Annotated in this window: 19 protein-coding genes and 1 pseudogene; 7 read left to right on the forward strand and 13 right to left on the reverse strand. The window is 33.1% G+C overall.

The window, feature by feature from the left end:
- Positions 1-149 precede the first annotated feature (149 nt).
- The 5 genes from GQR98_RS02115 to GQR98_RS02135 form a co-directional block, all read right to left on the reverse strand.
- Entirely contained in the window at positions 150-974 is an 825-nt protein-coding gene (locus GQR98_RS02115) for a Two component regulator three Y domain protein (protein WP_159018073.1), read from the reverse strand.
- A gap of 155 nt (positions 975-1,129) precedes the next feature.
- Entirely contained in the window at positions 1,130-2,446 is a 1,317-nt protein-coding gene (locus GQR98_RS02120; RefSeq protein ID WP_159018074.1) for a TolC family protein, read from the reverse strand.
- Positions 2,436-5,633 carry an efflux RND transporter permease subunit gene (locus tag GQR98_RS02125; protein ID WP_159018075.1) on the reverse strand — a complete coding sequence of 1,066 codons (3,198 nt, stop codon included), beginning with the start codon at positions 5,631-5,633 and terminating at the stop codon, positions 2,436-2,438. Before GQR98_RS02125 ends, GQR98_RS02120 begins: the two co-directional genes overlap by 11 nt.
- A complete protein-coding gene (locus GQR98_RS02130) occupies positions 5,633-6,763 on the reverse strand; it encodes an efflux RND transporter periplasmic adaptor subunit (RefSeq protein ID WP_159018076.1) in 1,131 nt (376 codons plus the stop codon). The genes GQR98_RS02125 and GQR98_RS02130 overlap by 1 nt, the downstream gene beginning before the upstream one ends.
- A gap of 183 nt (positions 6,764-6,946) precedes the next feature.
- The gene (locus GQR98_RS02135) at positions 6,947-8,851 is read right to left on the reverse strand and encodes an ABC-F family ATP-binding cassette domain-containing protein (protein ID WP_159018077.1); all 1,905 of its coding nucleotides are present in this window, start codon (positions 8,849-8,851) and stop codon (positions 6,947-6,949) included.
- An 85-nt stretch (positions 8,852-8,936) separates the two neighbouring features.
- Here GQR98_RS02135 and GQR98_RS02140 point away from each other — a divergent pair, with 85 nt between their 5' ends.
- Positions 8,937-9,320, forward strand: coding sequence for a DUF983 domain-containing protein (locus GQR98_RS02140; RefSeq protein ID WP_159018078.1), 384 nt, complete (start codon positions 8,937-8,939; stop codon positions 9,318-9,320).
- Positions 9,321-9,508: 188 nt separating this feature from the next.
- On the opposite strand, the gene GQR98_RS02145 is transcribed toward GQR98_RS02140, so the two are convergent.
- The 8 genes from GQR98_RS02145 to GQR98_RS02180 all read right to left on the reverse strand — a co-directional run bounded on the left by GQR98_RS02145 (position 9,509) and on the right by GQR98_RS02180 (position 20,345).
- Positions 9,509-10,549 (reverse strand): NAD(P)/FAD-dependent oxidoreductase, encoded by a 1,041-nt coding sequence (locus GQR98_RS02145; protein WP_159018079.1) that lies wholly within the window; start codon positions 10,547-10,549, stop codon positions 9,509-9,511.
- Between the two features lie 90 nt (positions 10,550-10,639).
- Positions 10,640-11,530: a gliding motility protein GldN gene (gene gldN, locus GQR98_RS02150; RefSeq protein WP_159021060.1), complete on the reverse strand. Its 891-nt coding sequence runs from the start codon at positions 11,528-11,530 to the stop codon at positions 10,640-10,642.
- A gap of 117 nt (positions 11,531-11,647) precedes the next feature.
- On the reverse strand, positions 11,648-13,210 hold the full coding sequence (gene gldM, locus GQR98_RS02155; RefSeq protein ID WP_159018080.1) for a gliding motility protein GldM: 1,563 nt from the start codon (positions 13,208-13,210) through the stop codon (positions 11,648-11,650).
- A gap of 66 nt (positions 13,211-13,276) precedes the next feature.
- The gene (gene gldL, locus GQR98_RS02160; protein ID WP_159018081.1) at positions 13,277-13,921 is read right to left on the reverse strand and encodes a gliding motility protein GldL; all 645 of its coding nucleotides are present in this window, start codon (positions 13,919-13,921) and stop codon (positions 13,277-13,279) included.
- 88 nt (positions 13,922-14,009) lie between these two features.
- Positions 14,010-15,371: a gliding motility lipoprotein GldK gene (gene gldK / locus GQR98_RS02165; protein WP_199270256.1), complete on the reverse strand. Its 1,362-nt coding sequence runs from the start codon at positions 15,369-15,371 to the stop codon at positions 14,010-14,012.
- Between the two features lie 161 nt (positions 15,372-15,532).
- Entirely contained in the window at positions 15,533-16,699 is a 1,167-nt protein-coding gene (locus GQR98_RS02170; RefSeq protein WP_159018083.1) for a formimidoylglutamase, read from the reverse strand.
- 123 nt (positions 16,700-16,822) lie between these two features.
- Positions 16,823-19,357 (reverse strand): type I DNA topoisomerase, encoded by a 2,535-nt coding sequence (gene topA, locus GQR98_RS02175; RefSeq protein WP_159018084.1) that lies wholly within the window; start codon positions 19,355-19,357, stop codon positions 16,823-16,825.
- Positions 19,358-19,559: 202 nt separating this feature from the next.
- Positions 19,560-20,345 carry a hypothetical protein gene (locus GQR98_RS02180; protein WP_159018085.1) on the reverse strand — a complete coding sequence of 262 codons (786 nt, stop codon included), beginning with the start codon at positions 20,343-20,345 and terminating at the stop codon, positions 19,560-19,562.
- A 280-nt stretch (positions 20,346-20,625) separates the two neighbouring features.
- Between GQR98_RS02180 and miaB the strand changes: the two are divergent.
- The 6 genes and pseudogenes from miaB to groES all read left to right on the forward strand — a co-directional run bounded on the left by miaB (position 20,626) and on the right by groES (position 25,754).
- Positions 20,626-22,075: pseudogene (gene miaB, locus GQR98_RS02185) on the forward strand (tRNA (N6-isopentenyl adenosine(37)-C2)-methylthiotransferase MiaB).
- 63 nt (positions 22,076-22,138) lie between these two features.
- Positions 22,139-23,407: a sigma 54-interacting transcriptional regulator gene (locus GQR98_RS02190; protein ID WP_159018086.1), complete on the forward strand. Its 1,269-nt coding sequence runs from the start codon at positions 22,139-22,141 to the stop codon at positions 23,405-23,407.
- 59 nt (positions 23,408-23,466) lie between these two features.
- Complete coding sequence (locus tag GQR98_RS02195) at positions 23,467-23,973, forward strand: LptE family protein (RefSeq protein ID WP_042498026.1); 507 nt, start codon at positions 23,467-23,469, stop codon at positions 23,971-23,973.
- A 56-nt stretch (positions 23,974-24,029) separates the two neighbouring features.
- A complete protein-coding gene (locus GQR98_RS02200) occupies positions 24,030-24,977 on the forward strand; it encodes a hypothetical protein (RefSeq protein WP_159018087.1) in 948 nt (315 codons plus the stop codon).
- Complete coding sequence (gene secG, locus GQR98_RS02205; protein WP_159018088.1) at positions 24,977-25,327, forward strand: preprotein translocase subunit SecG; 351 nt, start codon at positions 24,977-24,979, stop codon at positions 25,325-25,327. Before GQR98_RS02200 ends, secG begins: the two co-directional genes overlap by 1 nt.
- A gap of 151 nt (positions 25,328-25,478) precedes the next feature.
- Positions 25,479-25,754 carry a co-chaperone GroES gene (groES, locus tag GQR98_RS02210; RefSeq protein WP_042498021.1) on the forward strand — a complete coding sequence of 92 codons (276 nt, stop codon included), beginning with the start codon at positions 25,479-25,481 and terminating at the stop codon, positions 25,752-25,754.
- Positions 25,755-25,842: the final 88 nt, after the last annotated feature.

Here is a 25,842-nt window from a genome sequence, read left to right on the forward strand (position 1 = left end):
AATTTTTAAACAACTCATTACCTGAGTATTCCATTCAAAAATAAATTCAAACAAGCTGAATATTCTATTTTTCACTTCAAATTAGACAAAAAAATAGCAGCTTTTTCAAGCTACTATTTAAATACTAATTATAACAACACTTTAATATACTATTCTTTTTCAATATCCATAATAGCGGTAGCACTTTGCAACACCATGTTAGATAAGTTTTGAGGTGTATTACCAGATACTGTAATGTATTCTTGATTTAAGTTATTATCGCTCACCATTAATGTATTTAATTTTGTAAGGCTAATAAACTCTATTGGTAAATTACCAGAAAAACTATTTGAAGATAACATTAATTCTTCAAGATTATGAAGTTGAGCTAATTCTACTGGAATTTCTCCGTTCATTTTATTATCCATTAAACCTAATTTTTCTAAGTTTTCTAAAGCATGGATATTTGGAGATATTGTTCCTGTTAAATAATTACTGCTTAATAAAAGTTCTTTTAATTGAGAAAGTCCCATTAAAGATTCAGGAATATCACCTGTTAATTGATTACTATAAAGTTTAATGTATTCAATATTCTTTAATTGCCCAATACCTGAAGGTATTTGTCCTACTAATTTATTCATAAACAACTCCAAAGCTGTTAACTCGGTTAAGTTTGAAATTGAAGTAGGTATTTCACCAGAAAGTTGATTAAATCCTAAATTAAGTTTTCTTAAATCGGTTAAATCTCCTAGTTCGGTAGGTAACTCACCTTTTAAGTTATTAAATTGAAGATTAATTTCTACTATATTATTGTTTTCGATAGTAAGTCCAAACCAAGACTCTACGTCTGCTTCTAAATTCCATGACGTATTCCATTGATCTCCATTTGTTGCATTGTATAGAGCGACTAAAGCATTTTTCTGTACTTTCGATATACTAGCAAATGAATAACTTGTTATTAAACAGAAGATTAAAATGTAGTTTAAATTTTTCATGTGAATTGTATTAGGTTGTTTATTCTCTTACAAAAATAGACTTAAACAAGACGAACAACTATTTTATTCGCTCAAATACAATAAATTTTAACATTTAACCATCGATGAAATACATTATTTATCGATAAAGTGTATTTTACTTCATAAAACGTAATCTAAAACTCTATATTTAACAAATCACCACTTATCTGTAACATTTGCATTTCGGCTATTTTTGCTAGATATTTAGCCTGATTACGACTTAATTCTGCATTCAATAGGTTTAGTTGTGCTTGTCTAAACTCTATCGAATTTATCTGTCCAAGCTTAAATTGCTCTTCTGTTCTATCAAAATTATTCTCAGCCGTTTTAATATTATGCTCCTGTAGTCTATAAACACGTAACTTATTCTCATAGTCATCCCAAGCATTATTAAAATCTCTTACTATAGATACTAATAGTTGCTCTTTAAGTATTTTTTGAGCTTCTAAATTTACCTTAGCATTTCTCACATTTGTAATAGTACTTCCACCATCAAATAAATTCCAACTTAAACTTAATCCAGCAGAAAGTCCTGTATTAATGGAGTATGCAGCAAAAGAAGCAGCATTATTGTTGTTTTTATTCCATCCATAACTCCCGGATAAACCAACTGTTGGCAGATATGCCGAAGTTTCCGATTTTATTCCTAAAGCATTAATATCTATATTTTTATTAACCTGGAGAATACTAATATTATTATCTCTTGTCTTCGCTAAAAGCTCACTTTTATCATATAGATTATCAAAAGCAACTTCTGTATCAATAGTAAAATCATCGGGTATGGTGTTACCTAAAACAAAATTTAAATCGCGTTTTGCATTATTAAGTTCTTGCAAGGTGTTCATTAAACTAATGCTATCATTATTAATATCGACTTCTGCATTAAGACTAGCTAGTTTATTAGCTTGACCATAATCAAATTGATATTCCGCTCTAATTAATCTTTCTTTAGAGATAGTTAATGTTTGAGAAAGAGCATCTTCATTTTCAATAAGTTCTGCTACATTATAATATATTGTAAACAATTGCACTATCGTGTTTTCAATAGTTTCGCGTGCTTGTAACTCTGTTAACTGCTTTGTTTCTTTAAATTGTTTATAATCGTAAGATCGGCCTAAACCATCAAACAAGGTATAATCTAAATCCACAGATGCATTATAACTAGAACTTTCTGCTCCATTCAAAATCCTATTGGTTCCATCGGAAAATCCTACCTCAGTATCATCTAAGTTATAATTGGCTCCTGCATTACCTGCTAAGGTTGGTAAATAACCAGAGTTTAAAATATCGGCATTATTTTCGGCTATTTCCACATCGGTTTTAGCGATTTTTATCCCGTAATTATTCTCTAAAGCTAAGCTTACCGCTTTTTCTGGCGTTATTAACTCTTGAGCAAACATTGGAGCTTGCAAAAGGAATACTATACTAAAAAAGACAATTTTAATGTTCATGCTCTTCTTTTTGTTCTTTAATGGCGCGTTCTACTTCTTCTTTAGTTACTTCTTCTCCGGTTACTAACCACTTAGAACTCTTTTTAATATTGTTACTAAATGCTAAGAATAACGGTAATACTAATAAAGTTAGAATAGTTGCATAAGCAATACCGAAAGAAATTGAAATTGCCATAGGTTTTAAAAATTGTGCTTGTCTACTTTTTTCTAATAATAAAGGCGCCAAACCAGCTACAGTTGTTACTGAAGTTAAGAAAATAGCTCTAAATCTAGATTTTCCAGCATCAGAAAGTGCCATATCGAAAGTCATTCCTTCCTTTAAGTTAGAATTGAATTTCCCAATAAGTACCAACCCATCATTCACCATAATACCTATTAAAGCGATGATACCTAAAAGCGATAATATATTTACAGGAAAATCTAACATCCAATGCCCCCAAGCCACTGCTGTTAAACTAAAAGGCACTAATAATATAAGTAAAATAGGTTGACTATAACTTCTGAAGGTAAACGCTATTGTGATATAAATAAGTAACAGAATTGGAATTCCCGCTGCTTTCAATGATCGAGATAATTTTACGGCTTCTCTGTTTTGACCTTCATAAGATGTTGAAATTGTTGGATATCTAGACTGAATTTCTGGAATAACATTCAGTTTAATATCATCTATAATATCTGTAGCACTAGAACTAGGGTCTTTTAAATCTGCAGATACTTTTATTTCCCGCTGACCTTCTAAATGATTTATAGCCACATCTCCTCTGGCAATAGTATATGTTGCGATATCTTTTAAAGTAACACGTTCTCCTGAAGGCGTCATAATACGCATATCGTCTAGATTATTTATAGACTTACGGTTAGATAAATCGTAACGCACCCAAACCTTTATTTCATCTTGTCCACGTTGAAAACGCTGTGCTTGAGTTCCAAAAAAACCAGAACGTACCTGAGACATGACTGTTTGTAAATCTAAACCAAGTAGATACGCGCTTTCTTTTAATTCTAATTGAATTTCCTTTATTCCTGCCGGATCATTATCCTCGACATCTTTTAATAATGGATTGGTTTTTAAAACCTCTTTCAACTCGAGCTTGGCTGCTTTTAGCTCTTCAATATTATTACTTAATAAAGAAACCGATACTGGACTACCACCAAAATTACCGCCCGAACCAAAAATTAAACGTTCAGTTCCAATTACAGGTCCAACGGCTTCTCGCAATTTATTAGTTACTAAACTAGAATTTATTTCATTCGGTCGCTCTTCACCAGGTAGCATGTTTATTTGCAATTGCGCACTAGACGAACTTGATAAAGACAGAATTGTATTTTCAAACAACTCTTTCCCGGTACCTTTTAAGTATTTATCAGATAACTCTTTATTAACTAAATAAGCCTTTTCCTGAATCATTGAAATAATAGAATCGGTAACCCTTACATTGGTGCCGTTAGGCATATCTAATTCTACTGAAACTCTATCACTGGCAACAGATGGAAATAAGGTTACACCTATTACACCTCCACCAATAGCACCAATAGTGAGTATTAAAAACCCAATAAAAAAGCTCAATGAAAGCATTTTATATTTTAAAACGAAATCTAGAGACGGACTATAAAGCTTATCACGCAAGAATACCATAAAGCGATCTCCTAGCTTATTAATAATACGCATTTTAGAGAAAAACTGTTTCATCTTAGAAGGGTTTTCCTCTTCTACTGGTTTCCGAAGCGCTTTAGAATGTGCTAAATGCGCAGGTAAAATAATTAATGCTTCAACTAAAGAAACAACTAGTGTTAATATTACAATTACAGATACTTCACTGAAAAACTCCCCAATTCTACTATCTAAAAAGAGGAATAACGAAAATGCCAACAATGTGGTAATAATTGCAGAAACTACCGGCGGAATAACTTCCATAGTACCATCGATGGCAGCTTGAACTGGCGTTTTACCTTTTTCGTAATGCTGATATATATTTTCGGCAATAACAATACCATCATCCACTAAAATACCGATAACGATAATCATCCCGAAAAGGGATAATACATTTATAGTAACATCAAATTGTGCTGCAAAAATAAACATCCCTAAAAACGAAATAGGTAATCCAAAAGCCACCCAAAACGCTAAACGTGTATTTAAGAATAAGGATAGGAAGATCAATACCAAAATCATCCCAACAATAGCGTTCTCTGTTAATAGCTGTGTTCTTTGGTTAAGTGTGATAGATAAATCTCTAACAATCGAAATTTTAACGTTATTATGACTTTGATTGTATCCCTCTATATAGGTTTTAATTTTTTCTGCAGAACTAATTAAATCTTCACTATTTGTACTTGTTACTGTAATGTTTACAGCCAATTCCCCATTAAAATAAGTCGCATTTGGAGTTTCAGAAAAGCGATCTCTAATTATAGCAACATCACTTAAACGAACAGTTTTACCATTATTAGTGGCTTTTATAATAATATTAGAAAGTTCTTTTCCGTAGTAAGACCTGTTGGTTGCACGAATTAAATATTCTTCGGTGTCTGTTTTAATATTTCCACCAGTAACTAATATATTAGATGTGCTTACGGCTTTAGAAACATCTTCAAAACTAATATCATAAGCCAATAAACTAGCTTCGTTTATTGCTATTTCAATTTCTTCTTCCGGATAGCCAGATACTTCAATTTGCGAAATCCCTTCAATAGCTCTTAAATCGTTTTCAACTTGGCGACCTAATTGTTTTAGAGTAACCAACGGAATCTTATCCCCACTTAAAGCGAATGTAATAGTTTGGCGAACTTCCTCTTGCTTAGCAACAATTAAAGGTTCCATACCTGTTGGAAAAGAAGGCACACGATCTACCGCGTTCTTAACTTCTAATAACATAAAATCTATATTTTCACCCGTTTCAATTTCAACAGTAATGGTTCCGCTATTTTCTCTAGAAACCGATGTTACTCTATCTACACCGCGTAATCCTTTTAAGTTATCTTCTATTTTTAAAACAACACCTTCTTCTATTTCTTGCGGAGATGCACCTGGATAAGCAACGCTTATGGTTACTATTTTAGAATCGGTTAAAGGGAAAAACGAAGACTTAAGCGATAAGATCCCGATAGTACCGAACAATACAAATGCTAAAATAAAAATATTTACAGCAACGTGATACTTAATAAAATAAGTAATTAACTTTCTCATTATTTATCGTCCGTTTTATCTGTTGTTTTAAAAGGCTTAACAAGCATTCCGGCGTAAGCGCCTGGCACTGCCTTTTTAAGAATTACTGTACCATTTGGCACATTCTTTAAAACCACTTTTGTTTCAGAAAAATAGACAGGTTTAGCAGGCATTACATCAAGTAAACTATCTCTAACAATAAAAATCTCGTTACTTTCTGATAATAATCCTCTATCGATTTCTATAGCATCCTCCTCATCCCGAGCGTCTAGTTGCGCTTCGAGATACAAGCCTTCTTTTAAAGTATCGTCCTTAACATCAATATAAGCCGTAATGGTTTGCGTGGTAGCGTCTACGCTTCCGTTAACGCGAGACACAAGACCTGTATAAGTTTCGGTTTTATCTAAATTAGTCAGTTTCACAGTTTCGCCAACTTTAAGCATACTAGCATAACTTTTACTTAAGGCTACTTCCATTTCGTATACAGAAGGATCAATAAACTCACCTAATTTCTGTCCGCCTCTCACCAAAGAACCTTCCGTTACTAAGGCTTCAGTTAAAATACCCGAAAAAGGAGCAGAAATATTATACTTAAATAAACGCTGTTCTAAATTTTTAACATTGTAATAACTAGATACAATACCACGACCGGTAATAAAATAGTTTTCTTTATCCGAAGTCATTTTTGGTAACTCTGGTGTTGTTTTATTTAAATCGAAACTAGAAAGATAATCTTGCCATTTCTGAAAAACATCTGTAAAATCTAAACGCAAATCTGGCATTATTGCCGCAATATCGTTATATAAATTACTTTTGGCAGATTGAACACTTGAGTAATATTCCGAAGCATCTACACGTATAAGCGTTTGCCCTTTTCTGTACTTTTGCCCTGGTTTAAAAAGAATATTAGACGATTTAAAAATCCCTTCAACTTCCGAGTAAATTTCCATACGACGCTTAGCAACCAAGCTTCCGTTTGCCGGAATTACAATCTGAATTGTACTATTTACAACGGTATCAGTAAGAACCATTTTTACAACTTTCTCCTTAATAGGTTTAGGTTTGTTCTTTTCGTCAATGAGTTTTTTAGCAAAAAAAACAGAAAACCCAATGAATAAAATTCCTATGCCGGAAAGTATAAAATTTCGCATGATAATGGTTTTGGTGGTAAGTTGTCAAAATTACCCAATAACTCATCCCGAAAAGTTAAAAAAAACATAAAAAAAACGGAAACTACACATTTGCAGTTTCCGTTAAAATTTTAAAGAAATCTAAATATTATTGTTAATTACTCACGTAAATTTAAATTTCAGGTATTAAATCAGGTTTTTAACCTAAAACTTTTCAATTTCCATTTGAATATCTTCCCATTTTTGCATAAAATTCTGCAAATCAGATTTCATTTTTTGGTAATCATCAAAGAAATTTGGTTTAGATGAAACTTCTTCATAATTAATTTCAAGCTCAGCATCTATCTTTTTAATTTTGCGCTCCATCTCGCTAATTTTAGACTCAACGTTGCTTAATTTATTATTTAAAGATTTTATTTTCTTTTGATCTTCGTAAGATTGCTGATTTTTTTCCTTCGGAACTTCCTTAATTACCGTACGTTTTTCAACCTCACGTAAACTATCTACATTTCGTTTCTCTAAGTAATAATCAATATCACCTAGGTATTTCTTTATTTGCTGGTCTTTAAACTCGTAAACCGTATGCGTTAACCCTTGTAGAAAATCACGATCATGCGAAACTAATATTAACGTACCTTCAAAGCGCTTTAAAGCCTCCTTCAATACATTTTTAGATTTAATATCTAAGTGATTGGTAGGCTCATCCATTATTAGCACGTTAAACGGTTGCAACATTAATTTTGCTAACGCCAAACGGTTACGCTCACCACCCGAAAGTACACGTACATATTTTTCAGCCTCGTCTCCTCTAAACAAAAACGACCCTAAAATATCTCGAACCTTACTACGGTTCGTTTCATTTGCAGCATCAATCATGGTATCTAAAACGGTTTTGTTACCATCTAAATACTCGGCTTGGTTTTGAGCAAAATATCCAATCTGCACATTATGTCCCAATTTTAATTCACCGTCATGTTTAATATCTCCTACCATTATTTTGGCAAGTGTAGATTTACCTTGTCCGTTCTGACCCACAAAAGCGGTTTTAGTATCACGTTCAATAAGTAAATCAATAGCACTTAAAACTTGATTGTCACCATATTTTTTGGAGATTTTGTTGGTTTCAACTACTACTTTCCCTGGTGTAATAGATACTGGGAAGTTAAGCGTCATTACGCTATTATCATCCTCATCAACTTCAATTCTATCAATTTTATCAAGCTTTTTAATAAGCGATTGCGCCATAGTAGCCTTAGATGCTTTCGCTCTAAACTTCTCAATAAGCTTCTCGGTTTGCTCAATTTGTTTTTGTTGATTTTTTTGAGAAGCCAATTGTTGCGTTCTCAATTCCTCACGCAATACTAAAAACTTAGAATACGGTTTAGGGTAATCATATATTCTTCCTAAAGAAATTTCAATAGTTCTATTAGTAACATTATCCAAAAACATTTTATCGTGAGATACAATAGCTACGGCACCGGTATAGTTTCTTAAAAAGCTTTCTAACCAAATAATAGATTCAATATCCAAGTGATTGGTAGGCTCATCGAGTAGTAAGATGTCATTATTTTGTAATAATAATTTAGCCAACTCAATACGCATACGCCATCCACCCGAAAAAGTATCGGTAAGTTTTCCAAAATCTTCACGTTTAAAGCCTAAACCTTGTAAAATCTTTTCAGTATCTCCTTGGTAATTGTAACCTCCTAAAATATCGTATTGATGCTGTAAATCATTGATATCTACCATTAATTGGTGGTAACCTTCACTCTCATAATCGGTACGTTCGGCCATTTGAGTGTTAACCTCTTCCATTTTGGCCTCCAATTCCTTAATTTCAACAAAAGCCTCGTAAGCCTCCTCTAAAACCGTACGACCTAAAATAAAATCGATATCCTGTTTTAAAAAGCCAATCTTTAATTCTTTATCTGCAGCAATTTGTCCTGTATCAGGCTCCATTTCTTTCGATAAAATTTTAAGCATGGTCGATTTTCCAGCCCCATTTTTTCCAATAAGGCCTATTCTATCGCCGTTTCCAAGTTTAAATGTAATATCTTCAAACAAGTATTCGCCTTGAAATGAAACCGATAAATTATGAATGTTCATCATAGAAATGTAACTTTTATTACAAAGTTTTAGTTATAAAAATCTTATTTTTGCTTTGTAATTGCGCTTGCAAAAATACACAAATTATATGTTTAAAAAAGGCTCAAAAGTATATAGTATTTTCACGGGAACTTGTCCTAAATGTCAAGAAGAATCTATGTACACCAACAAAAACCCATATGTACTTACCGAAACCTTAAACATGCACGAAAAATGCAGTAATTGTGGTACAAAATACAAGATAGAACCATCATTTTTCTATGGCGCTATGTACGTGAGTTACGGTGTTGGTATAGCTTTTGCCGTTGCGGCCTTTGTAATTAGCAGTTTTGTGTTCGATGCGACTTTAAATGGAATATTCATCGCTATTATTGCAACACTTATTGGTTTTATGCCGGTAATTATGAGGGTTTCTAGAAATATTTGGATCAATCTTTTTATGAGTTACGACAAAAAATTAGCAAAAAAATAAAGTTAATTTTATTTTGGGCGTTACCTTTTACAATTCTGCAAGGTTAAAACAACCTAGCAAAATTGCAAAAGGTCGGGCTTTCACTACTCGCTACCTCCTACCGTCGGGGAGCTTAAACAAGCCGTTCAATCCCTAACGCAAACCAATCCGCCAGAGTTATCTTCGTAACTATAATCAAAAAAGGATATTTACTTAAAACGAGCAATATCTATTTCAGGCTCTAAAAGCGTACCTAATTCAATAAACTCATAGAGCGCTTTAGCAACGTAAGGCCCTATCATTACGCCACGTGTTCCCAAACCGTTTAAAACATATAAGTTTCCATAATCACTATGCTTCCCTATTAAAGGACGTCTATCTTTTACAGTTGGCCTAATTCCCGCCACTTGATTTACTACAGTGAAATCGCAATTAATTACCTTTTCTAACTTATCTAAAAGCTCTTTTTTAGCCTTATCTGTAACATCGTGTGTAGTATCATGCCAATCGTAAGTAGCGCCTACGGTATATAAATCGTTCCCTAACGGAATTAAAAACACACCAGCCTTCAATACAACCTCCATATTTAAGTAAGGCGCCAAAATAGTAAGCAACTCACCTTTGGTTGGCACCATTGGTAAATGGCTAAAAAACGGATTTTTAGTCACTCCAAAACCTTCAGCAAACACAATATGCTTCGCCTCAATGTGTTTGTAGCTTACCATAGCATCATCACTTTCTAAAACATCATAATCAAAATCACTTTCAATTAAAAGACCATCTTTAAGTAAATCTGTTTTATAGGTTTCAATTAAAGTTTTTACATCTACTCTTCCTGTGGTTAAAACTTCACCGAAACTAAACGGAGCATTGATAGCTTCATTTGTGCTCTTAACCAATTTAGTAGATAGGTATTGGGTTAATCTCGGTTTGTCCGATGCCGTAAACCAATCGTTCTGTTCTTCTAAAGAGGCAAACTTCCTGTAAACAGGGATTTTATAATCCAATTTCACGTTAAGTCTTTTTTCTATGTTTTCATAGACGTTTAAAGCTAAATCAATTTGCTCTTCACTTTTCCAAACCGATGTGAACCGCTTTAGAACAACCGGATTATACAATCCGCCTGCCACGGTAGACGATTGTTGTGAGGCATTATCAAACACCACAAAACTCTTGCTATGGGCCTTTAATTGCTCACAAAAACTAATACCGGCTAAGCCAATTCCAACAATAATATAATCTACTTTCATGTATTGCGAAGATAAATATTTACAAACTTTATTTAACAAAAAAACGCTCACTTAAAAGTGAGCGTTTTATATTTTTATGAAATCTAGAATTTAATATGTCCACATATCTAATTCAAAATCTCTAATTTTATCTTTAATTCTATCAGATTCTAATAGTTGCATTAAAGCATTATCAGAAATGTATTCCGATACGGCTCTATCACCTTGTACGTTTTCTTCTTTATAAGTATAACCATGAAAACGACGCGCATTCAATATATGATCGAATGAAAATGGCATAGAACTATTTTTGTCATTAAACGATTTTGCTTCGTGTAAAACCTCACGAGCATCTGGGAAGAATACCCAGAATAATTCAACTAAGTCTGGCTCATCGTCATCAATAAAGTTAACATCTGGCGCCACTGGTGCAATACCTAGTAAACGGTATTTCATTTCAGCTTGACGTTTATCAAAATACCAAAGTCCTTTAATGTGGTATTCTCTAATTTCTGCAGCTGTTATATCTCTTCTATTGATGTACTCCGCAGAAAGTTCTTCTCCAGCATTTAACTGCTCGATACCAACTCCTGTTGTATCAATTTTAGATAATGCAGATTCAATATCTTTTAACGTTCTTTTCGCATTAAAATACGAATCGTCATAGATGTTTTCAATCTTACCATTTTTAATGTTCTTCATTAGAACATCGTATAATGAACGTCTGTTACTACTAATGTTATTAGTATCTATAGGATAGTACAAAGGAAAGTTAGAACGTTCATCTAAAACAACTTTTTCCCAAGTCATTTTTGAAAATAGAATATCACGATCATCAACATAACCGTATTCTAAAGGTTTATCGTTATCTACAGCCTTTTGAGCATCTGTTCTAACACCAATTTCTTCTGGGCTTTTCGCATTTAAAATATTTGCCTGAGCAAACATACCAGATACGGTACAAACAGTTGTTACAGTTAATAAAAAACTTTTCAAATTCATGTGCTTACTATTTATTGTTTTTAATGAAACATCTAAAATAAAAATACTCATTTTATTTTAGATGCTCATCCTATAATACTTATTATTCAGTAATAACTAAACGTTATGTTTTCGTTTTTAGTTTGTAAGCTCGATAATAATTGGTGATACTTTTTTAAGTATTACACTAACACCGGTTGCTTTGGCCTGAATATCAAAAATTGTAACATCAGATCCACGCTTAGCTTTACGTAAAGCTCCTTTTGCTCTACTATCTAATTTACTACCACTTACACTTATTGTTGGTTGTCCTGGTACTTTAAATTTGAATCCAGTAACACGTAATGGTAATTCAAAATCAAAATCATCAAACTTAGCACCGATAGTAGAAATTTCAAGACTATTACGTTGCATTTTTACAGCACCATCTTCACCTCTTACAGTTCCTGTTGGTTTTGGTAAATCTTTAATTCTAAATGTTGCTTTATCTCCTACGTTACCACCACCGTCAGGTAATGATGCACTTACGTTAATAGTTACTTCTCTACCTTTAATTCTAGTAGCATCCATAACATATTTACTTCCAGAAACTTTAGCTAAACCTTGAGCTTTAGCATTTACTTTATTATCAGGTACACCTGCAAAAGAAATAGTCATTGGGTTTTTAACACCTCTATAAACTACATTCATTTTATCTGCAGAAATAGTTGCTGAATTTGGTTTTGCAACCGTTGCAAAAGATGAGTTTACAGGTACTTCAACCTCTTCTCCATCTTGAGCAAAATATAAAGCTCCTGCAATTTTATGCTCTCCAACTCCACCAGTTCCAACTTTAAGTTTCACCTTACCGCCTTCAATAATGTATTGTTTATCGCTAAGTTTTCTACCATCTAAAGTTAATTCAACTCTACTTGGTTTTGTTGAAGCATCTGTACGACCTAAAACAATTTGTCCGTCGAATTGCTCTCCATTAAAATAAGCAGATTTAGATGTTTCCATTAAAGTAGTATAGTTGGTCATAGACACCTCACTAGAAAGTGTTCCTTGCAACATATTACCTAATATTTCAGATTCTGTTGTTTTAATATCAGACTGTAATTGAGTCATTTTAGTTAAAGAAGCTACTAAAGGAAATCCTTTGAAGTTATGATCTAACCACTCTACAGTTCCTGCACCACGTTTAACATCGTCAGTATTAAATTTGTCTTTTACAGATTTAACTACATCTTCCATGCCTTTTTGGCCTTCAATAAGTTTAAGAACTCCTTCTCTAAAGCCAACTATTTTAGCTTTAAATTCTTCGCCTTCAGCTTTTAATTTTCCACCTTTAAAGAAGTTTTGATCTAAATAATCACCCTTATCCATACTTTCGTATTCTTCAGGATTATCAACCGTTGCGGTCATTTTAGTTTTTAATTCTTCTAGGTATGCGCTAAAATCTCCAGCTAATTGATCTAAAGCTTCACCTTTAGCCTTTAAAGGCTCGTATTTCTCAGGTTGCTCTTCAGCTTTTAACTTTAAATTATCTACGAATGATTTATTTCTCAATTCTGCAGACTCGTTAGATTCAACAAGTCTCTCGTTCATTAATCCGAATGCTGAAAGTACTTCTTTCGACATATTTAATGCTAACATCGCAATAAATATGAGGTACATTAGATTAATCATTTTTTGTCTAGGTGATAAATTTCCTCCTGCCATGGTTAATTAGGTTTTTAATGGTTAATTAATAATAAGTAATTTGGGGTTATTAATTAGCCTAATTAATTATTTATTCATTGCAGATAACATACCTCCGTAAACACCATTTAATGATGATAAGTTTGAAGCTAAAGATTGCATTTGTTCTTTTAATTTCGCTGCATTTTCAACAGATTCTTCATTAATACTTGCTTGTTTACTAGCACTTTCTAATTGTACTTTGTATAAACCGTTTAATGATTCCATTTGAGATGCTGCTAAAGATAACTCTGCACCATATTTTTTTGTTGCTTCCATAGAATCTACAGTAGACCCCATATTTTTTGCAGCTCCTTCAAAGTTTTTAATGCTATCTCCTAAGCTTGCAATTAACTCACCGTCAATTTTAGCTTCTTTTAGTAAACTATCTAATTTTTTAGATAACATACCTTGAGCATCATCATTTTGAGCTACTACTTCTTTTTTTGATCCCATACCACCAGCTAATTCTGGGTATACTAAAGACCAGTCTAATTCATCATCAACAGGTTCAAATGCTGATACTGCAAAAATAAGCGCTTCTGTTACTAGACCAATTGTTAAGAGTGTATTACCATTTAGTGGTCCAAACTCCATGTGTGTTATTTTGAATAATGCACCAAGGATAACAACTGCTGCTCCTAATCCATACATCATGTTCATGATTTTTTTACTTCCTTTTGACTTTGCCATAATTTCTGATTTTAATTTAAGTACGAATACTTAAGTAGGTTAATTAATAAAAATTTATAATGATTTGATTTGATTTAATACAATTAGCTTAGTTACCGTTTTTTGTTACCTGTGTCCCCATATAATCTTGAACGGTTCTAAAGCCAATATAACTTCTTGCAGAATCTGCATATTCGTAATCTCTTGAACTTACTTGTAAAAAGTATGCTACATCTTTCCAAGAACCACCACGAACAATTTTACGTTTGTTATCTCTATCGTTTACACTTGGGTTAATACTTGATGTATACTCATAAGATGAAGGATCATAAGATGCATTTACCCATTCTGAAACATTTCCAGACATGTTATACAAGTTGTAATCGTTAGGCTCATAAGATTTTGCTTCTACAGTGTATAAAGCTTGATCGGCAGCATAATCTCCACGTACAGGTTTAAAGTTTGCCATAAAACAACCTCTATCACTTTTTGTGTAAGGCCCACCCCAAGGGTAAGTTGCTGCTTGCAGACCTCCACGAGCGGCATACTCCCACTCCGCTTCAGATGGTAATCTAAACGTATTTACCATTGCTGCACCTTTTTTAGATTTTTGGTAAGAGTTTTTCTGTAAAGTTCTCCACTCACAAAATGCTTTCGCTTGTTTCCAAGTCACTCCTACTACTGGATATTCTCCATAAGCATCATGCCAGAAATAATCGTTATGCATTGGTTCGTTGTAAGAATATGCGAAATCTCTAATCCAAACCGTTGTATCTGGATATATTTCTAACTCTTCCTTTTTAATAGCATCTTTACGTTCAATACCTCTGTTATTAGCAGCTTCTTGAATATCCATATAGCTATATTGGAATTTAAATTTCTTAACATCCCAAGTACGTTGACCGTTGTATGATGCCTCTAAAGGCAAATACATAGTATCCATAACCTCTGCATACCACTCATCTGGGTATTCAGCTGTATCAAATACAAGATCAACATCTTTGTTCAACTTTCTACCTTCGTAACCTGTTGGTCCTAATCCGGTATAGTTTTCGAACATGTACTTTTCGTAAACAGACATGTTAGCTGTATCGGCATCTTTAAATGCAAACTCACCAATACCTCCGTCTTCCGGAATTTTACCAATTTCATCGGCTAATACAGCAAGTTTCATTCTAACTATAGAATCTCTTACCCAATTAACAAATTGGCGATATTCACTATTTGTTATTTCAGTTGCATCCATGTAAAATGAGCGTACTGTAACAGTTTTTGCAGGTGCATCTTGCACACCAGCTAAATCATCATCAGCTTTACCCATTATAAATGCGCCACCAGGAATAAGCTCCATACCATAAGGCTTTTCTGGATGCCATTTTTTTCCTTGCACACCAACCAGTTCACCTCGGTCATTTGAGCCGCAACTTGCTAGCAATGCTACTACTGTGGTTAATAATATAAACTTCTTCATAATCATAGAAAACTCGCGGTTAATTATTTAAGCTCTAACTTGAGAGCGTAAACATATTTATATATTTTTTAAAAAACAACTTTTTACCTAAAAAAATTACATTTCGTCGTAAAAAATTAACATTTAAACGATGAAATGCGCATTTTAACCTTTTCACCTTGTTAAACGCTATTTTTCCTAATGGCTTTGTACCAGCGCTCTGGCACTTTATTATTGCATGCATCTTTGTAATCTTGGTGCATGCAAGGTAATAACGTATGCCTTTTTAATTTATTATTAACTTCTGACAAAAAAGGTATTTCAATCCACCATCTTCCTGTCTTATTACTCTTATAAAAAACTAATTCTTCCGATTCTACCAAAGTAATGAATTTTTGGTAAGTATATTCATCTGAAAAATCATCATCTTTAATTCTATAATTCACACCTTCTATAAAATACCACAGCATTTGTGATACTAACATAGATGTTATTTCATCATCACTAGAAGGTTTGTATTCGTAAATACCAAAAGACGACACCTTATTACTTATACCTGCATATCTAGCTATGGCGCAAATTTCTTTACCGTTTAGACCGTTGGGAGATACTTTTTGATTTAAACTTACTTCAGAGCTTTTTACCGACCCCAAATCGATACTTACAATATTAGCATCCCTTAATACAGGTTCTACTATTGTAATATCGTGAGATATCTGCCCAAGTCTATAAGACTCAAAATACAAACTGTCCATCAAATCTATTTCTTCTTGCGAATTAAAATATGTTTGATAGCCTACTGTTGCGTAATTAAAAAGGTTATAGGGTTGATCTAAAATAATTTTACCTACAAAACTATTGTTCTTAATAGGTTTAGTTGAATCGCCTAGATCAAATTTGCTATCAACATTTACTATATTCACCATGGGCGCAAAACTATCATAAGCACGATAGTTTGCATAAGTAAGATCTTGCGACCCACCCAAAATCACAGGAATTACATTTTGCTTAATTAGAGTATTTACAACTTCTTTTAAAGCAAAATAGGTATCATCTACACTTTCGCCTTTTTCAATATCACCTAAATCAGCAACACTAATACTCCAGCTACCAGGAAAAAGGCTATAAAATCCTTTTCGGATTTCATCTAAGCAAAACTCTTCACCTATATAATTAATATCGTTTCTATTTTCTAAAACACCAACTATAGCTATTTGAACACCATCTAAATCTGGAATGCCCTGCTGTGCTGAGTGAATTTTTATTTTTCGACCTAAAGCCTGAGCTGAAAGCAACTCATTATGAGCCAATACAAAATCTGAAACAGGAGACAGAAAGTTAAAATCCATTAAAGTGTACTAAATTATGCTGTTTTGCGTTACACAAATATCAATAAAAAAAGAAAACTAACACTATAAATGTAAAAATTTATATCACAAATAAAGGTGGTTAAATTTTCATTTTTTATAAAATTATTTCTTTTTCGCTGTTGTTTTTTTAGTTGTCGTTTTTTTCGCTGCAGTTTTTTTAGGCGCTGCTTTTTTTCTTGCTTTTTTCTTCGGAGTTTTAGCTTCAATTAATTTTGCTGCTTCTTCCAAGGTCATTTCTGTAACATCAACCGTTTTGGCTAATTCTACTTTTATTTTACCTTTTATTACATTGTGACGGCCCCAACGTGCTTTTTCTACACGAATACCTTCTTCTTCCCAATTATGAATAACCTTGTCGATTTCTTTTTGAACCTTAACTTCAATAAGCTCTACAATTTCATCATCGGTTAAATTATCCCAATCATATTTTTTATTCACATTAATAAACAGGTTGTTCCATTTTATATATGGTCCAAAACGTCCTTTACCTTTTTGTACAGGTAAATCTTGATACATGTAAATTGGCGCATCAGCTTTTTGTTTTTCTTTAATTAAAACAATAGCATCATCTAGCTCCACACTTAATGGGTCTGTTCCTTTTGGAAGCGATACATAGGCATCACCAAACTTTACATAAGGTCCAAAACGCCCGTTATTAACAACAACTTCTTCATCTTCAAAATTCCCTAAATTTTTAGGAAGTTGAAATAAATCCATCGCTTCTTCGAAGGTAATAGAGTTTAATTGTTGATCTGGACTTAAACTTGCAAACTGTGGCTTCTCTTCATCATCCACCGTTCCTATTTGAACCATTGGTCCAAATTTACCTAAACGCACACTTACTCGTTTACCTGTTTTAGGATCTTCACCTAAAATTCGCTCACCAGATTCTCTATCGGCATTTTCTTTTACATCTTCTACTATTGGGTGAAAATTATCATAAAATGATCTCATCATTTTCTTCCAATCTTCTTTTCCTTCTGCTATTTCATCAAAATCGGCTTCTACTTTTGCCGTAAAACTATAATCTAAAATAGACTCAAAGTGATTCACTAAAAAGTCAGTCACAATCATTCCAATATCTGTTGGAACTAACTTCCCCTTATCTGACCCCACTTTCTCTGATAAAGTCACATCGTTTACCGTACCATCTTGAAGTTTTAATTGAGAATAATTTCTTTCCTCACCATCTATAGTACCTTTTTCAACATAATTCCTGTTCTGAATAGTTGAAATTGTTGGCGCATATGTAGACGGACGACCAATACCTAATTCTTCTAACTTCTTAACTAAAGATGCCTCCGTATATCTAGCTGGCGGACGTGTGTAGCGTTCGGTTGCTGTAATATAACTATTAAGTAATGTCTCATTAGTTTTCATAGCTGGCAACATGCCATCTTGTTCATCTAAATCCTCATCATCGGTACCTTCTAAATATACTTTTAAGAAACCATCAAAAGTAATAACCTCTCCGTTTGCGGTAAAGGTTTCTTTGTGTGTTGATGCACTAATTTTTACGTTAGTACGCTCTAATTCTGCCTCACTCATTTGTGATGCAATAGAACGTTTCCATATTAAATCGTATAAACGTGCTTGATCATAATCAATATCTACTGAATGCACAGCGAAATTGGTTGGACGAATCGCTTCGTGAGCTTCTTGAGCCCCTTTAGCTTTTCCTTTATAATTTCTAGATTTACTGTATTGATCGCCGTAAGCATTTCTAATTTCTGCCTCTGCTCCTTTTTTAGCTTCATCAGAAAGGTTAACACTATCCGTTCTCATGTAAGTAATTAAACCGGCTTCGTAAAGGCGTTGCGCCATCGTCATGGTTTTACTTACCGAGAAGTATAATTTTCTAGAGGCTTCCTGCTGCAACGTAGATGTCGTAAACGGTGCTGCTGGAGATTTTTTAGCTGGTTTCTTTTGTAAATCGGCTACTTTAAAATCGGCCTGAGCATTTTTCTCTAAAAACTTTTGAGCTTCCTTTTTAGTTGAAAAGTTCTTCGGAAGTTTAGCCTTGAAGCTTTGTCCATCTTCATTAGAAAATTCTGCATCTATTCTATATGATGCTACAGGACTAAAACCTTGTATATCTCTTTCCTTTTCAACAATTAATCGAACTGAAACTGATTGTACACGACCGGCAGACAAACCACCTTTTACCTTTCTCCATAATACTGGAGACAGCTCGTAACCTACAATTCTATCTAATACACGTCGTGCTTGTTGGGCATCGACTAAATCGTAATCTATTCCACGTGGATTCTCAATCGCTTTTAAAATAGCAGATTTTGTGATTTCGTGAAAAACAATACGTTTTGTTTTCTCTTTATCTAATTTTAATGTTTCGGCTAAGTGCCATGCAATAGCCTCTCCCTCGCGATCCTCATCACTTGCTAGCCAAACCATTTCGGCTTTCTTAGCTAAGTCTTTCAGTTTTTTTACAACTGCTTTCTTATCTGTGGATACTTCGTATTTGGGATTAAAATCACCCTCAACATCAACCCCTAATTCCTTGGATGGTAAATCGGAAATATGTCCGAAACTAGATTCTACTTTAAAATCTTTTCCTAGAAACTTTTCAATGGTTTTTGCTTTTGCAGGTGACTCTACTATTACTAAATTCTTCGCCATAAATCATTTTTTGATCCTACAAATGTATATCAAAAAAAGTTTATCTGCCTAATTTTACGTACTATCTGTATAATTTTTACATAAAAAACCCTGCTTTTAATAGTAAAAAGCAGGGTTTTATTTTTTTATTACTCAGATAACCTTTAAATATATTTCGAAAAGCACTTATTTCAAAACACCTTTATATAGGTCTCTTATTTTTCTATTCTATAGAAGTACCAATTTCTTCAATAGCATTTGTGGTTTCATCAAACCCAACTACTTTTTTATAGATTAAATATATAGGATGCCATAAAAAGGCTTGTAAAAACAAAGATCCTAATCCGCAAGTAATCATGGAGATTACAAAAACACAAAGGTAACTTACAAGAAACAAAGCTATAGTTATACCCCATTTTTTAGTTCCTAATTTAAAACTAACTTTCACCACATCGCCTGTACTAAACTCTGGATTAAAAGCGAAAACTAACATAAAATAAGAAACAGGAACCATAGTATATATTAATGGTATGTAACATAATAACGCCGAAGGAATAACAATACCTATAGAAATAAGCATTAATACAAAAGCTTTACTTAAATATTTACCTTTTACAAAATGAAAAAAATCGGTTGTATTAACCACTTCATTATAATCCATTCTTTTAATTATTCTGAAAAAAGAAGCTTGTAACGTCAATGAAATAGTACCAAGAACAAATATCCCTATAACTACAAACAAAATATACAAAACAGACATACCGCCTAAAAATGTACTTAATGCTTCTTGATCGTTATAACCACTTTCCTGTTGCGCAACCATTAAACCAATTAAAGGCACGTACAACACTATAATTAAAGGTAACATAATAACCATAGTAAAAATTTGAAGCAAGAAACCTTGCACCCAAGTTTTTTTATACAACTCAATAGCTTCACTAAAAATCGATCCAAAATCGAGCTGCTTTGCATTATTAATTTTTTCTAATAGACTAGTAATTTTGTTCATATTTTAAAGTTAGGGGTTAAGTTATTTAAAGGCGTAAAAGTAATTTAATTTCTTAAAACAAAAAATTTTGTTAAATAAACTAAAATCACAATGTTAAATATTAAAAACAAACGATACACAAACCGTGCTAAAAACCTGATTTATAAAACATTCTTTTAACCAAACAGACCACCATAAAACCTATAAATAAGCTTAAAAAATAAAACTGCCACTTTGTCACAAAACACAAATTAATTGTATCTTTGCATACTTATTGAACAATACCAGTTTCTAGCAAACTATGGAAAAAATTATAGACGAAAATAAACAAGGCCAATCTTTAACTCTTGAACAGAAAGAGGGCAATACACGCAAACTTTTTATTGAAAGCTACGGATGCTCAATGAATTTTAGCGATAGTGAAATTGTTGCTTCTATCATGAAGGATCAAGGTTTTAATACCACACAAAACTTAGAAGAAGCCGATTTAGTTTTAGTAAACACCTGCTCTATTCGTGATAAAGCCGAGCAAACCGTGCGTAAACGATTAGAAAAATATAACGCCGTAAAACGCGACATAAATCCAAAAATGAAAGTTGGTGTTTTAGGCTGTATGGCCGAACGCTTAAAAACAAAATTTTCTTGAAGAAGAAAAAATTGTAGACTTAGTTGTTGGCCCTGATGCATACAAAGATTTACCAAACCTTTTAGCTGAAGTTGACGAAGGTAGAGACGCTATAAACGTTATTCTTTCTAAAGAAGAAACCTATGGAGACATTTCTCCAGTACGTTTAAATTCTAATGGAGTTACCGCTTTTGTTTCTATAACTCGTGGTTGTGATAACATGTGTACGTTTTGCGTGGTGCCTTTTACAAGAGGCCGTGAACGTAGTCGTGACCCACAAAGTATTCTAGAAGAAATAAACGATTTATGGAGCCGTGGTTTTAAAGAAATCACCTTACTTGGCCAAAACGTAGACAGTTACCTTTGGTATGGTGGCGGACTCAAAAAAGACTTTGTAAAAGCTACAGATATGGAGAAAGCTACTGCCGTAGACTTTGCTAAATTACTTGAACTTTGTGCTAAAGAACAACCAAAAATGCGTATTCGTTTTTCAACGTCTAACCCTCAAGATTTAACTTTAGATGTGGTTGAAACCATGGCTAAATTCGATAATATTTGTAATCATATCCATTTACCTGTACAAAGCGGAAGTAACCGTATTTTAAAGGAAATGAATCGTTTACATACACGCGAAGAGTATTTTGAATTAATTGATAACATCCGTCGTATTATTCCAAAATGCACTATTAGCCACGATATGATTGTTGGTTTCCCAACAGAAACAGAAGAAGATTTTCAAGATACCGTTTCCTTAATGGAATACGTAAAATATAATTTTGGATACATGTTTACATATTCTGAACGCCCTGGCACCATGGCAGGAAGAAATATGGAAGACGATGTACCAGAGCCTGTTAAAAAACGTCGTTTACAAGATATTGTAGATTTACAACGTAAACACAGCGAATTTAGAACCAAAGAATACTTAGGTACAGAAATAGAGGTTTTAATTGAGAAAGAATCGAAAAAATCTACCGAACAATGGTCGGGTCGTAGCTCACAAAACATTGTTTGCGTGTTCCCTAAAGGAGATTTTAAAATTGGCGAGTTTATAAAAGTTAAGGTTAACAATTGCACAAGTGCCACGTTAATTGGCGAAGGCATAGCATTATCAATGAATAATTAATATTTATTTGAAATTAAAACCAAGCATTTATCATTATTCACTTTTAATTTTTAATTAAGCATTATGGAATCAATCCAAGCAATTAAACAACGATTTGGTATTATTGGCAATACACCAACACTAAACCGTGCTATAGAAAAAGCCATTCAGGTTGCTCCTACCGATATTTCGGTTTTAGTAACAGGAGAAAGTGGTGTTGGAAAAGAAAGTATTCCTAAAATAATACATCAATTATCACATAGAAAACACAACAAATATATTGCCGTAAACTGTGGTGCTATACCAGAAGGGACAATAGATTCTGAGTTATTCGGACACGAAAAAGGTGCTTTTACAGGAGCAACGCAAACCCGTGAAGGGTATTTTGAAGTTGCCGATGGCGGAACCATTTTTTTAGATGAAGTTGGCGAGTTACCGCTTACCACACAAGTTAGACTTTTACGTGTTTTAGAAAACGGTGAGTTTTTAAAAGTAGGTTCTAGTAAAGTTCAAAAAACCAATGTACGTATTGTAGCAGCAACAAACGTAAACATGTTTGAAGCTATTGAAAAAGAAAAATTTAGAGAAGATTTATACTATCGTTTAAGCACCGTGGATATTAATTTACCTCCACTTCGTGAGCGCCAAGAGGATATTCATTTATTATTCAGAAAATTTGCCAGCGATTTTGCTTTAAAATACAAAATGCCAACTGTAAAACTTACAGATTCGGCAGTACAAGTTCTTACAAAACACCGATGGAATGGTAATATTAGGCAGTTGCGTAACATTGCAGAACAAGTATCTGTTTTAGAACAAAACCGTACTATTAGCGCAGAAACTCTAAACGGTTATTTACCTGCTTCGACAACAAATTTACCTGCAGTTATTAAAACATCTAAATCTAAAAGTGATTTTAGTAGCGAACGCGAAATTCTCTACAAAGTACTTTTTGATATGAAAAGTGACTTAAGCGATTTAAAGAAACTCACCATGGAACTCATGAAAAATGGGAACACAAAAGATGTTGAGAAGAAAAACGAAAGCTTAATTCAGAAAATTTACGGAGACGATGATGACGATATTCATGATTTTGAAGAAAGCGTAACCAATACCGAGTTACTTTCTATTCCAGAACATACCTCAAAAATTGAAGAGCCTATTAGTACGCAAGATAAGTATCACTTTGCAGAAGAAATTGAAGAGGAAGAAACCTTATCTATTCATGATAAAGAATTAGAATTAATTAAAAAATCGTTAGAACGTCACAGCGGAAAACGTAAATTAGCAGCCGCAGAACTTGGCATTAGCGAACGTACATTATACCGTAAAATTAAACAATACGATCTATAAAAACACGTTAACCTAATACACAAGTCTCTATAAAAGAGATACGTATTTAAGAAAACAAAATGAAACACGCAAAATACATTATTGCAATATTAACTATTGCAACCCTTACAAGTTGTGGTATTTACTCTTTTACAGGGACGTCTATTTCTTCTGACATAAAAACCTACCAAGTAAATCGATTTGAAAACAATGCCCTTTTAGTCGAACCTGGTTTAGAGCGAGATTTTAAATTAGCTTTAGAAGATTTAATTCAAAATCAAACCAACTTAAGTCTCGTACCATCTAATGGTGATTTAGTTTACGAAGGCGAAATTACAGGATACCGTGTTTCTCCAACAACAGCTACATCAGAAAATGTTGCAGCTCAAAACAGATTAACCATAAGTGTAAAGCTTAGGTTTTTCAACAGAAAAAAAGAAGAGGACGATTTGGAACAAAGCTTCTCTTTTTTCTATGATTACGATGGAACAGCACAACTTATTGGAACCACGAAAACCACAGCACACGAAGAAATTTTTGAGCGTTTAACTCAAGACATTTTCAATGCTACGTTAGCAAAATGGTAATAAAACCAAGCGTTAACAATCATTTTTAGATTAATATTAAAAATTTGGCTTAGCCAATGAATCGAACCGATTTTACATATTTACTACAAAACCCGCATGCTATAACGCATGAACAAACCGAGGCTATTAAATCTATACTAGATCAATATCCTTATTTTCAATCGGCACGCGCTATTCATTTAAAAGGATTAAAAGATCAAAGTAGTTTAGATTATAATCAAGCCTTAAAAACTACAGCTGCCTACACCACAGACCGTAGTATTTTATTCGATTTTATTACTTCGGAACATTTTATTCAGAATGAAATTTCACAATACATCAAAAAGAACATTTCACCTATAAATGATATAGAAATTGATGTTGAAGATATCACAGTTTACAAAAAAGTAACTATTGATGATACTTTAAAGCAACAAATACAGGATACTACTGGTGTTTTAGATCCTTCATTATTTGAACCTAAAGAATTTCGCCCGAAAAAAGAAACGACTCTTCCTATAATTCCTTCTGAACATATTGAAACTTCATCTGAAAAAGTTGATCAACTCGAAAAAAACACTCCAGAAGCTATTTTGAATTTAGGGACACCACTTCCCTTTGATAAAAAAGAATCGCATTCTTTTAACCAATGGTTAAAACTTACACAATTTAAGCCTATTGAGCGCGAACCTGAAGTTTCAAAAAAAACAACTAAAAAGAAATCGGAAAAAGCCTTAAAAAAGGAGAAAAAATTCGATTTAATTGATAAATTCATCATTAAAAACCCAAAAATAAACCCAACAAAGCCACTTTTGCTTAAAGGAAATTTAGCTAAAGCCCAAATGATACAGCCGGAAGCCTTAATGACAGAGACTTTAGCACGTATTTATGTAGAACAAAAAAATTATTCGAAGGCCATTCAATCTTATAAAATTTTAAGTTTGAAATATCCAGAAAAAAGTGGTTTCTTTGCAAACCAAATCGAGGCAGTAAAACAATTACAAGAACAAAATAACAAGAAATAATGAGTACGTTTACAATATTTTTAGCATTAATAGTTGTGGTAGCATTTTTACTAATTGTAGTAATTATGGTGCAAAACCCTAAGGGTGGTGGATTATCTTCTTCATTTGGAGGTGGTGGAACACAGCAATTAGGCGGTGTAAAAAAGACAACCGATTTTTTAGACAAAAGCACATGGTACTTAGCTACATTTTTGCTAATATTAATTTTAGCTTCAAACATAGCTATTAACAGAGGGGATTCTTCTTTAGAATCTAAAGCTTTAGATACTGATGCACCAAGCACTCAACCTTTAGCAACTCCTGCTAATACAGCAACCGATGCTGCTACAATAAAAGATAGTGTGAACTAAGATTCTCAAAAACATATTATATTTAAAAATGCCAACTTATACAGTTGGCATTTTTTATTTCTGCAAGTTTGTCAGTCTATTGCTCTTGGCATATTTTTAGCGTACTATTAAAGCGTTAATCATAATTTAATTAATTAAAAATAATATAAAAATGAGCTTAAACATTAAACCATTAGCAGACCGCGTTCTTATTGAGCCTGCTGCCGCTGAGACTAAAACAGCATCAGGAATTATTATTCCAGATAACGCCAAAGAAAAACCACAAAAAGGAACTGTTGTTGCCGCAGGAAAAGGCACCAAAGATGAGCCTATTACTGTAAAAGTTGGTGACACTGTTTTATATGGTAAATATGCTGGCACAGAATTAAAATTAGAAGGGACAGATTATTTAATTATGCGTGAGAGCGATATTCTTGCAATTATTTAATAATTCCTTTTTTATTTTCCGCGAAAGCGGAAACCTCATCAATTTAAACTAGATTTTCATTAAATAGATTTTCTCCTTAGTGAGAATA

This window comes from Algibacter sp. L3A6 (assembly GCF_009796825.1).
Classification (GTDB): domain Bacteria; phylum Bacteroidota; class Bacteroidia; order Flavobacteriales; family Flavobacteriaceae; genus Algibacter.